Origin of the sequence: Natronolimnohabitans sp. A-GB9, assembly GCF_030848565.1 — an archaeon.
Classification (GTDB): Archaea; Halobacteriota; Halobacteria; order Halobacteriales; family Natrialbaceae; genus Natronolimnohabitans.
Genome location: NZ_JAVDDV010000002.1, coordinates 376,332 through 388,621, shown reverse-complemented (window position 1 = coordinate 388,621; position 12,290 = coordinate 376,332). Strand labels below are relative to the sequence as shown.

12 protein-coding genes and 1 tRNA gene are annotated in these 12,290 nt (G+C 64.0%); 8 read left to right on the top strand and 5 right to left on the bottom strand.

The features are described 5' to 3' along the window. Positions 1–94 precede the first annotated feature (94 nt). Positions 95–1,126 carry an amidohydrolase family protein gene (locus tag RBH26_RS04400; RefSeq protein ID WP_306756822.1) on the bottom strand — a complete coding sequence of 344 codons (1,032 nt, stop codon included), beginning with the start codon at positions 1,124–1,126 and terminating at the stop codon, positions 95–97. Between the two features lie 250 nt (positions 1,127–1,376). Between RBH26_RS04400 and dps the strand changes: the two genes are divergently transcribed. Together dps and RBH26_RS04390 are read left to right on the top strand one after the other, a co-directional pair. Then, entirely contained in the window at positions 1,377–2,036 is a 660-nt protein-coding gene (gene dps, locus RBH26_RS04395; RefSeq protein ID WP_306756820.1) for a DNA protection during starvation protein, read from the top strand. A gap of 208 nt (positions 2,037–2,244) precedes the next feature. Continuing rightward, positions 2,245–2,691, top strand: coding sequence for an SRPBCC domain-containing protein (locus tag RBH26_RS04390; protein ID WP_306756818.1), 447 nt, complete (start codon positions 2,245–2,247; stop codon positions 2,689–2,691). A 1-nt stretch (position 2,692) separates the two neighbouring features. Here the strand turns inward: RBH26_RS04390 and RBH26_RS04385 are convergent, their stop codons facing one another. Beyond that, the gene (locus tag RBH26_RS04385) at positions 2,693–3,346 is read right to left on the bottom strand and encodes an HAD-IA family hydrolase (protein WP_306756816.1); all 654 of its coding nucleotides are present in this window, start codon (positions 3,344–3,346) and stop codon (positions 2,693–2,695) included. Between the two features lie 170 nt (positions 3,347–3,516). Here RBH26_RS04385 and RBH26_RS04380 point away from each other — a divergent pair, with 170 nt between their 5' ends. After that, positions 3,517–4,143: a DUF6735 family protein gene (locus tag RBH26_RS04380; protein ID WP_306756815.1), complete on the top strand. Its 627-nt coding sequence runs from the start codon at positions 3,517–3,519 to the stop codon at positions 4,141–4,143. Here the strand turns inward: RBH26_RS04380 and RBH26_RS04375 are convergent. Further along, a complete protein-coding gene (locus tag RBH26_RS04375) occupies positions 4,140–5,918 on the bottom strand; it encodes a DNA mismatch repair protein (RefSeq protein WP_306756813.1) in 1,779 nt (592 codons plus the stop codon). The two genes, RBH26_RS04380 and RBH26_RS04375, sit on opposite strands and share 4 nt — an antisense overlap. Positions 5,919–6,063: 145 nt before the next feature. Here RBH26_RS04375 and RBH26_RS04370 point away from each other — a divergent pair, with 145 nt between their 5' ends. Further along, positions 6,064–6,654, top strand: a complete 591-nt coding sequence (locus tag RBH26_RS04370; protein ID WP_306756810.1) for a protoglobin domain-containing protein — start codon at positions 6,064–6,066, stop codon at positions 6,652–6,654. A gap of 199 nt (positions 6,655–6,853) precedes the next feature. After that, a complete protein-coding gene (gene purF, locus RBH26_RS04365) occupies positions 6,854–8,326 on the top strand; it encodes an amidophosphoribosyltransferase (RefSeq protein ID WP_306756954.1) in 1,473 nt (490 codons plus the stop codon). A 148-nt stretch (positions 8,327–8,474) separates the two neighbouring features. Here purF and RBH26_RS04360 read toward each other — a convergent pair whose 3' ends face one another. Further along, the gene (locus tag RBH26_RS04360; RefSeq protein WP_306756809.1) at positions 8,475–9,038 is read right to left on the bottom strand and encodes a DUF420 domain-containing protein; all 564 of its coding nucleotides are present in this window, start codon (positions 9,036–9,038) and stop codon (positions 8,475–8,477) included. Positions 9,039–9,192: 154 nt separating this feature from the next. Here RBH26_RS04360 and RBH26_RS04355 point away from each other — a divergent pair, with 154 nt between their 5' ends. Beyond that, positions 9,193–9,567 carry a hypothetical protein gene (locus tag RBH26_RS04355; protein WP_306756806.1) on the top strand — a complete coding sequence of 125 codons (375 nt, stop codon included), beginning with the start codon at positions 9,193–9,195 and terminating at the stop codon, positions 9,565–9,567. A 312-nt stretch (positions 9,568–9,879) separates the two neighbouring features. On the opposite strand, the gene RBH26_RS04350 is transcribed toward RBH26_RS04355, so the two are convergent. Then, a tRNA-Leu gene (locus RBH26_RS04350) sits at positions 9,880–9,964 on the bottom strand. Positions 9,965–10,108: 144 nt separating this feature from the next. Here RBH26_RS04350 and RBH26_RS04345 point away from each other — a divergent pair. Both RBH26_RS04345 and RBH26_RS04340 read left to right on the top strand, forming a co-directional pair. After that, positions 10,109–10,621, top strand: a complete 513-nt coding sequence (locus RBH26_RS04345) for a multiprotein-bridging factor 1 family protein (RefSeq protein WP_306756804.1) — start codon at positions 10,109–10,111, stop codon at positions 10,619–10,621. A 226-nt stretch (positions 10,622–10,847) separates the two neighbouring features. After that, positions 10,848–12,080 carry a mandelate racemase/muconate lactonizing enzyme family protein gene (locus RBH26_RS04340; RefSeq protein ID WP_306756803.1) on the top strand — a complete coding sequence of 411 codons (1,233 nt, stop codon included), beginning with the start codon at positions 10,848–10,850 and terminating at the stop codon, positions 12,078–12,080. Positions 12,081–12,290: the final 210 nt, after the last annotated feature.

Sequence of the window (12,290 nt, the reverse complement as noted above, 5' to 3'; positions counted from 1 at the left end):
AGCGTTATCGTGGACTGAACGGACGGTCATACTGTCGGACAGAAGTCGAGCCGACGGACGGTAGCGGTGGCGCCGTCACGGAACGACACGCTGTCTACTCGCGTTCGGCGCCGAAGACGACCTCGCGAACGTCGTCGACGCCGGCTCGGCGGACCACGGCCCGGACCGGATCCCGCGCGCCCGCGAGATTATGTGAGTTGCCGTCCAGGACCAGGAGTCGAGCCTCCCGCCCGGGTTCGACGAGACCGTACTCGAGGCCGGCGAGTTCGGCCCCGTTTACCGTCGCCGCCCGGAGGATCTCTCGAGCCGAGAGCTCGGAGAGTTTGGCGAGAAACTCCATCTCGCGGAACATCGACGGCGAGTTGAGCATCACGTTGTCCGTCCCGAGTGCGAGCGTCGTCCGCTCGTTCAGCTCGGCGTACGGTGAGAGTCCGACGTCGGTCACGAGGTTCGAACGGGGACAGACGACGACCGGGACCGCCTGCTCGGCGATGCGCTCGAGGTGGTCGGGTTCGGGATGGACGACATGGACGAGAAACTCCGGCTCGAGATCCAGTGCAGGGTGGATGTCGCTCGCGTCGACTTCGCCCGCGTGGATGCCGAAGGGTTTGCCTGCGTTGCGCGTCGCTTCCCGCTCGTCGCCGAACTCGGCGTCGTTGGCACCGCTCGCACCGAATCCGTCTCCCGCCTGCATCGCATCGACCGAGCCTCGGGCGAAGGCGAGCGCGTCGATGTCGAGCCCGTCGGCGGCGCGTTCGAGCGTCTCGACGCCGGAGACGTCGCCCTCCCGGAAGTCGAGACAGGCGGCGGTCCCCGACCGCTGCATGAACTGCAGCGACCGACGCATGGCGCCAGCGAGTTCGTCCGACGACGCCTGCCGAAGCAGCCGGTGTTTCAGTCCGTCCGGCGGCGCGACCAGTTCCTCGAGCGAGAGGCCGCCGCCGGCTTCCTTCGCGATCGAGTCGCCGATGTGGGTGTGGGCGTTGACGAACGCCGGGAGGATGATATCCGAGCCGTCGACTGTCGTCTCCTCGATGGCCTCGATTCGGCCGTCGTCGTCGATCACGACTCGTCCCTCGACGGGTTCGAACTCGCGACCACGGAGGATCGTGCCCGTTCGTTCCATACCCCAGTGTTCGGGGTCCGGGCCTTCATACTGCCGGTCGGCACCGTTTCCCGACGCAACCGGACTCGGCTCGCGGTCGCGTGGTCCCTGATATGAGACCGGCGCGCTCGTCCGTCGCGGCTACGTGTCGTCGTCGAAACCAGTCTCTCTTACAGTAGTTACGTTCCACTTTCACTTCAATATCTAATGAATAAAATTAGAGGATTGTTAGCAAACATCTAAGTAGCACGTTGTGGCAGTTCCGGGTGCGATGTCCGAGGATAAACCCCACGCGGCCGGTGACGTCGATGCAGGCGATACAAGTGAGCGAGTCGGAATGGAAGTTCTCAGAGAACGCGGTCTCGAACCCGAGGACCTTCGCGAGAAGTTGATCGACGCTATCGGTGCCGAGTTCACGACGTACTACTACTACACGAACCTGCGGATGCACCTGGCCGGTCACGAGGATTACAAAGAGATCACCGAGGACGCCCGCCTCGAGGACCGGGCCCACTTCGAGTTGGTCGCACCGCGCGTGTACGAACTCGGCGGTGCGCTGCCGAACGACATTCGTGATTTCGCCGACCGAGCGTCCTGTCCCGACGCGGAAGTCCCGACACCCATGGACGACGAGGGCGGCTTCGAACTCGACCAGTTGACGGCAGAGAACATCCTCGAGGTGTTACTCGAGGCCGAACGCTGTGCGATCCGGACGTGGTCGGAAGTCTGTGACATGACCGAGGGGGTCGATCCCCGTACCTACGATATGGCCCAGCGCATTCTCCAGGAAGAGATCGAACACGAGGCCTGGTTCGTCGAACTCCTCTCGATGGAACGCGACGGCGAGATCAATCCGGCCGGCCACTTCGTTCGGGGCGAACCCGGCGACGCACCGTACTCGACGAACCGGCGAATCAACGACAGCGCGTAGTGATCCCCCGACCCTGACCCGACTTCGGACCGTTGTGGCCGACTTCGGGCGACGCACCTCGAGTCGTACGAACCGCTCGACGACCGGCCGCATCCCGTTTCTCCGGCCGGTCATCGCTCGAGGGCGGACCGACGTCTTCCCATCGAGAGTCTCCGTCGCCGACAGCACCGACGATACAGGCATAGCCTTCGAAGTGGTAACTAATACCATGAGACAGATCGAAGTGTTCACGGAGATCGACGCTCCCCCCGACGTCGTCTGGGAGGTGTTACTCGAGTTCGAGAGCTATCCCGAGTGGAACCCCTTCGTCCGAGCAGTCGAGGGCGAGCCGAGCGAGGGCGAACAGCTCCAAGTGCGGATCGATCCACCTGGCGGCCGATCGATGACGTTCTCCCCGGAGGTCGTCGCCGTCGAGGAGAACCGTCGTCTCGTCTGGCTCGGTCGTCTGGCCGTTCCCTTCGCGTTCGACGGCTACCACGAGTTCCACCTCGAGCCGATCGAGGGTGGCGAGCGGACGCGACTGCTCCACCGCGAGACGGTCCGTGGCGCGCTCGTTCCGCTGTTGTTCGACGAGGACGCACTCGAGAGCGGATTCGAGGCGATGAACGAAGCCGTCATGGAACGCGCCGAGCGTCGGGCGAACGCGACGGCATGACCTAGAGTAGCCCCGGGAGTTCCTCGAGGGATTCGATCTCGTAGGTCGGCGCTGCCGGGAGGCCAACCCCCTCGACGTGGTCGCGCCGGAGAAACGCCGCGTCGATACCGGCAGCGTCGGCCGCCTCGACGTCGACCCAGCTATCGCCGACGTACAGGGCGTTTTCGGTCCCGAGTTCCTCGAGGGCCAGTTCGAGGTAGTACGGTGTCGGCTTCTTGCGATCGATTCCTTTCACCGTCGGTTCGCGCCCGTACCAGGTGTCGACCCACTCGAAATCGAAGTGATTCAAAATGTTAGCGATCGTCTCGTGTTGGTTGTTACTGACGATCGCCGTCGCGGACTCGAGGGGGGCAAGCGCATCGACGTCGTCGTAGCGTCGTTTCCGGCCGGCTTCGATCTCCGCGAGCTGGGTCTCGATGGCGGCGTGTTCCCGGGCCGTCCAGAGGTCGTTCGGATCGACGTCGTGGGCGTCGGCGACTTCGCGCAGCGAGTCGACGCTCGGCCCGAGCAGCGTTCGGACGTGATCGGCCGGCGGGTCGGTCACGCCGACGTCGGCGAAGGCGTCGTGGATGGCCTCGAGAAGGGCCTCGCGCTCTGTCGGCGTCGTCAGTACGCCGTCGTTGTCGAAGACGACTGCGTCGTAGGCTGCGTCCATTCGGGAGTGTCGATACGGGCTGGAGGAATTTCGGCGTTTTGCCCCTCTCGTTGCCACAGGTTCAAGTACGGACGAGCGGCCACGGCCGCCGATGGAGTCACAGGCAGGCGCTCGACTTCGATCGGAATACACAGCCAGCTACGAACCGCGTTCGGCCGGCGAGGAGGCAGATGGGACATAGAGCACTCGTCGCCTACCGCCGACCGGACCGACGATACGATCTCCGGTACAGTCACTGGGGCGGCGACACCGTCGCGTTCGCCGAGCGGATCAGTGCCGACACGCCGCTTGCCGACGGCGCCGTCGATCCCGCTCTGATCGCGACGGCGGTCGATCGGAATCGCGTGCTGACAGCGCACCTCGATCCCTGCCGCTACGAGGCGCTGTATCTCGTCGCACCGGGCGAGAACTACCACGTCTCCGCCTATCGCGTCTGCTGGCTCGAGTGGATCGATACCCTCGACGACTGTGACGACGACACCGACGGCGACCGCGGCGCGATCGTCGCCGTCGAGAGCGAGATCGCCGATCACCGGATCAGGACGTGGTTTCGTGCCGTCAAAACGACCCTCGCCGACGTCGTCGAGATGGGCGCCCTCTCGCGGCGAGCAGCCCGGACGTACCTCGAGGCACGGGTCTGTGAGGACGAGGACGGAACGCTATACACCTACGGCGAGCCAGAGTCGATCGATTCGGCGTACGTACCGGAGACCTCGCGGTTCGGCGCGGAGCGATGGCACCGATCCGGCGAGGACGAGCGATCCGACGACGAGTCCGACGGCGGGGGCCGTTTCTAGTCGTCAGCCGTCCAGTTGGCGTCGGCCAGCGTTCGCTGGACGGTCTCGTCGCCGACCGCCTCCGCAAGCGTCTCGAAACCCGCCCGCTCGCTCCGATCGTCGGCGTTGGCGACGAGTCGAGAGACGATGAACTCCGGTGTCGATCGGCCGACGGTGTCGAAGCGGGGCTGGTAGTCGACCTGCAACTCGAGGTCCGTGTTCAGCCCTTCGGCGAAGATACCGTCGACGCGTGCCTCGGACGGCAGCGGCTCCAGGTCGTCCGCGAGGTGGGTGACGAACACGCCCAGCGCCTCGCGCTCGACGGCGAGTGTCACCAGCCCGTGGAGCAGATCAGCTGCACTCCCCGGCTCCGTGATCGCCTCGAACTCGTCGACTAACATCAGCGTTCGGCCGTCGGCCGACAGCGGCGGCACGATCGAGCGCAACGTCGACTCGAGGACGCCCGCGTTGAAACTCGCGTGCCGGCGGTGAAAGACAAGCGAGTCGACTGGCGTCACCGTCGCGCGCTCGGCTGGCACGGGCAATCCCATCATCGCCAGCAGGACGACCTGACAACACGTCTCGAGTAAGGTCGTCTTCCCGCCGCTGTTGGCACCGGTGAGAACGGAGACGTGTTCCTCGCCCGGAACGGCGTTTACGCCCGTCGGAACGCCGGTGACGTCGTGGTCACCGAGGGCGTACGTGACCGGCTGGACCGACTCCTCGTCGGCTGCGGCAAGCGTAAGGTTCCGCGCGTCGACGACGGCGACGGCGGCGTTCGTTTCGTCCCGAAACGCCGGCCGCGTACAGTCGTAGGCGAGTGCGAACCGCGCGAGCGAGAGGGACAGCGCGATGTCGTCGACCGCCGAGACGGCCTGATCGACGGTGTCGCGGGTCTCCTCGAGTGTCGCCTCGAAGTCGCTTGCGACGGCGTCCTCGCGCTCGTCGATCGCGTCGGCGAGATCGCTTCGAAGGGTGCGCAGCGTGGCGCCGACGAAGTCCGTCGCGTCGGTCGCGTCGGTCGGCATCGCCGCCCGGACCCGATCGACCGTCACCTCGGTCTCGGCGAGAAGGTGCTCTTCGAAGGCCTCGCGGAACTGGCCGACGTCGCGGACACCCTCCCCGCGAAGCTCCTCGATCAACTCCAGGGCGTTGGCGTCTATGTCCTCGACGGTCCCGAGCGCGTTCCGCAAGCGGTCGAGTTCCTCGTCGGCGCCCGCGCGTACGCGCCCGCGATCGTCAAATGCTCCCAACGCATCGGCGGCCGCGGCGAGTCGTTCGCGATCGAGGTCCGCGATCGATTCGAACGGGCCCGAGTCGACGTCGGCCTCGAGCAAGGCGAGTGCGGTCTCGACGGCAGCGTGTTCGCTTTCGGCGCGCTCGTCGTAGTGGTCGTAGGCCTCGAGGACGGCCTCGCGGTCGGTTTCGGGGAGTTCGGTCCAGGCGTCGCGAGCCGCGAGCACGTCGTCCAACCGGGCTTCCATAGCCGCTCGAGACGACAGCGGTGTGAGCACCCGGATCCGGTCGGCGGCCCGCCGCGTGACGGCGTGGTCGACTGCGAGATCGAGCAGTTCCTTGTACGCCGATCGCGCGTCGCTGGTCGCCAGTACGTCGATCCCATCGTCACCCGTCGCCCGACGCAGGATTCGCGTTGCTCGACCGCGCGCGAGCCCGGCGTCGACGAGCGCCCGTACGTCGCCGCTCTCGATCGCCTCGATCGCGCGCTCTCGTCCTAACCCCTCGATCAACGTCTCCCGCGTCTTCGGCCCGACGCCCCAGTACTCCTCGAGTCGCATACTCGTCGGATTCGAGCCAACCGTCTTGAACACTGTGTCTACGGTCTCCTGTCGTCGACGACCGTCGATCGCTTCGGCCGATAGTGCGTGTTATTCCCTCCCTCATTTATACACCTTGGTGATGTGGGAATCGACGGGGATTCGGATGAGTGATCAACAGGTTCCAGGGTACGACCTCGGCGACGACAGCATTCCCGAGGCACCGATCGACGAAGCAGAGTTCGATCGACTGAAGCAGTCGGTCATGTTCACCGAGGAGGACGAAGAGTACTTACAGGAGGCCGGGGAGCTCCTCGAGCCCCAGATCGACGAGATTCTGGACGTCTGGTACGGTTTCGTCGGGGACCACGACTTCCTCCTCGAGTACTTCGCCGACGCCGAGACCGGCGAACCGATCGACGAATACCTCGAGCGCGTCCGCGAGCGCTTCGGCCAGTGGATCAAGGACACGTGTGACACGCCGTACGACGAAGCGTGGCTGGATTATCAGTTCGAGATCGGTCGTCGACACCACCGAACTGGAAAGAACGAGACGGACGACGTCGATTCGGTCGAGATCATCCACCAGCGGTACCTGATCGCCTTCATCTACCCGATCACGGCGACGATACGGGACTTCCTCGAGACCGGAGATCACGATCGGGAAACAGTCGAGAACATGTACCACGCGTGGTTCAAATCGGTGACCCTGCAGGTCACGATCTGGACCTATCCCTACGCCGGCGACGACTGGTAGTCGTCGGTTACCGACGGCACCCTCGAGACGCCCGCGACAACCGACCACCGACGTCGAGGTCGCGTATGTATCCACGTTCGTGGATATCGACCGGTTGGGGAAACCGTAGTGAAAGCACAAACACGGGGATTTTTATCGCCGCGGTGCCCTACTGACTTCCATGACTGATGGGCGGGGCGAGACTCCCCGGCGAACAGGAATGACCGAAAAGTGCGGCGTCGTCGGCGTCTCACTGGACGGTCGGGACGCGGCACGACCGTTGTATTACGCGCTCTATGCACTCCAGCACCGCGGCCAGGAGTCGGCCGGGATCGTCACCCACGATGGCTTCCAGCAACACAGCCACGTCGATATGGGTCTCGTCGGGGACGTCTTCGACGCAGACGACCTCGAGACTTTGAACGGATCGGCGGGAATCGGCCACGTCCGGTATCCGACGGCCGGCTCGGTCGACTCCTCGTGTGCACAGCCGTTCTCCGTCTCGTTTAAGAGCGGGTCGCTCGGCCTGAGCCACAACGGCAACCTCGTCAACGCCGACGAGATCCGCGAGGAACTCGCCGCCGTGGGACATGCCTTCACCAGCGACGGCGACACCGAGGTCATCGCTCACGACCTCGCACGGAACTTACTCGAGGAAGACCTCGTGCGTGCCGTCAAGCACACGATGAGTCGAATTCACGGCTCCTACGCGTTGACGATCAGCCACGACGATACCGTCCTTGGTGTCCGCGATCCACAGGGGAATCGTCCCCTCTGTATCGGGAAACTCGAGGACGGCTACATCCTCGCCTCGGAGTCAGCTGCGATCGACACGCTCGACGGGGAACTCGTCCGTGACGTTCGGCCGGGCGAACTCGTCGTCCTCGACGACGACGGCGCCGGGTTCGACTCCTACCAGCTGGTCGAGACGGAGAACACGGCCCACTGTTTCTTCGAACACGTCTACTTCGCGCGGCCGGACAGCATTATCGACGAGCAACTGGTCTACGAGGCCCGCCGAAATCTCGGTCGCAAGCTCTGGGAGGAAAGCGGCGTCGAGACTGACGTCGTGATGCCGGTTCCCGACTCCGGCCGGGCGTTCGCCTCCGGCTACGCCGATGCTGCAAGCGAGACGACCGCCGACGGCGAACTCCGCGCCGACGAGGACGACGGCGTCGAGTTCGCCGAGGGACTGATGAAAAACCGCTACGTCGGCCGGACGTTCATCATGCCGACCCAGGACGAACGCGAACGCGCGGTACGGCTGAAACTGAATCCGATCAAATCCACGATCGAAGGCAAGACCGTCACCGTCATCGACGACAGTATCGTCCGTGGCACCACTTCGATGCAACTGGTCCAACTGCTCAAAGACTGTGGCGCCGAGGAGGTTCACGTCCGGATCGGTGCACCGGAGATCGTCGCCCCCTGCTACATGGGGATCGACATGGCTACCCGTGAAGAACTGATCGCCTCGGATAAGTCGACCGCCGAGATCCGTGATACCATCGGCGCCGACAGCCTCTCGTATCTCTCGACCGACGCCGTCGCCGACGTCCTCGGAAAAGAGCGGATCGATCTCTGTCTTGGCTGTGTCACTGGCGAGTACCCCTACGATATCGAAGGCGAAGAGACGGACCGCGACGTGAGCCGACCCGAACTCGAGGGACGGACACTCCACGCGGACGACTGATACGGTCCCCCGTACCGACCTCCCGGCACACCTCCGACCGGGTCGCGGATGTGCCAGTACTGACCGACAGCGATCCGTATACCGCCGCCGCGTTCTCGATCAGCGGGCTCTCGGGTTTCGACGACTGACTCGAGGCTGGCTACCGCCGTCAGTAGACGACGTGCAACAGCACGTAGACGACGATCCCCAGCGAGAACGAGATCAGCCACAGCGCCGCGGCGTAGCGACCGAAGCGGGCGTGGCTGGTGTTTCGGAGTTCGTCGATGGGATAGGCAAACCCGAGCAACAGCGCGTAGTAGACCAGCGGAATACAGACGACGGCAAGGAAGATGTGGATGGCGAGTATCGGCAGATAGACGAACTGGTAAACCGCGTCCGGACCGGGGAACGGTTGTGGCCCACCAGTCACGATCAGCCGGTAGAGGTAGAACACGAGGAAGGTCGCGAACAGACCGAACGAGGCAAGCATTGCGAGGCGATGTCTGTCGACGTCTCCGCGTCGGATCGCCCGCCAGCCGATCGTAATCGTCCCGATTGCCGCTGCGCTGATCGCGACGTTGAGGTGGGGAATCAGATCGAGGACCCACTCCGGCGCGGCCGGCACCGTTTCCTGTGGGATCTGCCCGCCAGCCGCGGCGAAGACGACTGCCAGCGAGACGACGCTCAGGACGGCAGCGAGCGGGGTGACGCGCTCTCGAGAGACGTATTCCATATCTCGAGGTTCGACTGTGGCAGGAAAGGGGTTACTGTCCGCGGTGGCCTCGATTCAGTCTCCGTGACACGAGCGTCGTCTGGCGGCGCTGCTTGTTCGTGTAATGTCTCGATCCAAACCATTAAAGTATCAAATGAATAATTAATAAGAACGCATGACTAACGCGTTCTCACTCTCGGATCCCGCCCAGTTCGCTGTCGACGTGATCGCTGTCGCTGTCGTCTCTCTTGCGTTGTTGTTCGGGGGGACGCAGTCCGGGATCGTGACGCCGACGTTCACGTGGGTTACGGGAGGTCTCGTACTGACGGGCCTCTGTCTCGGAGTCCTCTGCTGGAGATATTCGCTCGAAAGCGAACAGGGAGCACTCGCCTCTCGCCGTTCGGGATACCCGCTCGTCCTGTTTCTCATCGGGATCCTTACGTTCGGGATTCTCTGGATGGGGTTCGTCCCACCAGCCTACGGCAGTGACCTGGTATACGGCGTCTTGATGCTGGTTTGGACGATGTTCGTCCTCTCGTATACCGGCTAACGTCTGCTGTCTCCACGACGCCGTTTGCAACTGTCGTCGCTACTGACCGTCAGTGCGCACTCGACCGCACGACGGCCATGTGGATCGGAACGGTGTGTGTAAGACCCACGGCTCGAGCAGTGTACGATAGCGGATCTAACTTCCAGCAGCGGCCCTCGCGACAATACCCGCTGCCGAAGGCCGTCGCTATCTCGTGTAGTTTCCTGTAGAAGTTATGCGTGGGTGATGTCCGCGAAGGGAAATCACCTGCATCGTTTGCGTTCGGCGGCGAAGCCGCCTCACGTTCCGCGGCGCGTAGCGCCGCGCATGCGATGCGTGGGACCGGATTCGAACCGGCGGACCCCTACGGGACAGCGCCCTCAACGCTGCGCCGTTGGCCTGGCTTGGCTACCCACGCTCGCTGTCTTTGTCTTACTGCACTCAATCGTAGCCAGTGGTATTACAAAACACTTTCTTTTCTATCGGCGCCTGCGGGGAGGTCACACGGAACTGACCTCCTGCAAGGCGGAGATTTGAAATGCGGCAGTTGCCAAAGGATACCATGGCTAAGTATTCGACCGGTTCGTCGTCCGGCGGCGGCGGGACGAATTGCGAACTCTGCGGTGCAGAAAGCGATTCGCTTCGCCTCGCCAGCGTCGCCGGCGCCGAACTCGAGGTCTGTCCGGACTGTGCACCTCACGACGACACTCAGCGCACCCAGTCCCAGCGCGACTCTCAGGACGAGGGTCGCGACGACGAGCCGAGCCGCAAGCAGAAGGCGGCCCAGAACGTCGCCAAGGCCAACCCCGTCTGGGACGGCGACTCCGAACACTGGGAGCAAGAGGGAACGAACTACGACGACGATCCGCTACCGTATCTCGTCAGCGACTACGGTGACAAGCTCGAAGCGGCCCGCCAGGAGGCCGGACTGCAACGAGAGGAACTCGCCGAAGAACTCGGCGCGCGCGAGAAAGACCTCATCGCGATCGAACAGGGACGGGCCACACAGGCTGGCGTCGGCGGCGGACTGATCGACGCCCTCGAGGAGTATCTCGACGTAGAGCTCTCCGAGTAACGACGGCAACGTTTTGCTTCGGCCGGACGACCGAGTCATACTGCCGGACAGCAGTCAGTAACACGTCGGTCGTGAGCTCGCGGCCGTCACCCGTTGGGACGGCCGCAGTAGCGCGACCGATCGCTGAATAGTGCTGTCCGGCAGTATCAGTGATCCGAACACCGTAGCGTCTCGCCCAGCCAACGCTGCCCCGTGTTATTACTTGTCTGCGAGCGACCGACTGGGTATGGGAGTCGACTACACGACGCTGCGCGACCCGAACGCGGAGTATACGATGCGGGATCTCTCGGCCGAGACGATGAACATCACGCGCGAGCGCGGCGACGGCCGCGATATCGAGATCACGGACGTCCAGACGACGATGATCGACGGCAACTTCCCGTGGACGCTCGTGCGGATCTACACGGACGCCGGGATCGTCGGCACCGGTGAAGCCTACTGGGGGGCCGGCGCACCGGAGTTGATCGAACGAATGGTGCCGTTCCTGCAGGGTGAGAATCCGCTGGATATCGACCGCCTGACCGAACACCTCGTCCAGAAGATGTCCGGCGAGGGCTCGATCGGCGGCGTCACTGTCACCGCCATTTCGGGTATCGAGGTTGCCCTCCACGACCTGGTCGGCAAGATCCTCGAGGTGCCCGCCTATCAACTGCTGGGCGGCAAATATCGTGACGAAGTCCGGGTCTACTGTGACTGTCACACCGAAGAAGAGGCCGATCCGATCGCGTGTGCCGACGAGGCCGAACGCGTCGTCGAGGAACTGGGCTACGACGCGTTGAAGTTCGACCTCGACGTCCCCTCCGGCCACGAGAAAGACCGCGCGAACCGGCACCTCCGGGCTCCCGAGATCGAACACAAAGCCTCGATCGTCGAGGCGATCACCGACCGCGTCGGCTCGCGGGCCGACGTCGCCTTCGACTGTCACTGGACATTCTCGGGCGGCAGTGCGAAACGGTTGGCAAAGCGATTAGAGGAGTACGACGTCTGGTGGCTCGAGGACCCCGTCCCGCCGGAGAACCACGACGTGCAACGCGAGGTCTCCCAGCATACCTCGACACCGATCGCTGTCGGCGAGAACGTCTATCGGACCCACGGCCAGCGTCGCCTCCTCGAGGAGCAGGCAGTCGATATCATCGCCCCCGATATGCCCAAGGTCGGCGGGATGCGTGAAACGCGGAAGATCGCCGACCTGGCGGACCTCTACTACGTGCCGGTCGCGATGCACAACGTTGCCTCACCGATCGCGACGATGGGCAGCGCTCACGTCGGCGCGGCGGTCTCGAACACACTCGCCGTCGAGTACCACTCCTACGAACTCGACTGGTGGGGAGATCTCGTCGAGGAGGACGTCATCGAAGACGGCTACATCGAGGTTCCCGAAGCGCCTGGCCTCGGCGTGACCCTCGACATGGACGCCGTCGAAGAGCACATGATCGAGGGCGAGGAGTTGTTCGACTGAGACGGACTGCTGTCCCGATCGCCCGCCGATCGCCAGGGCGGGGTCGGCGGTGGGCGGGACGTGACGACAGCAGACCGTATGACCGGAGCGAACTCGGCGGATCGTTGTCCGTCAGTGCCGGCGCGACTGTGACCCGTCCTGCGGTCGTATCGGGATATCGGCACACCGCTCCGTACGACTGCTGTCTCGCGGTATACTGTCTCGCAGTAA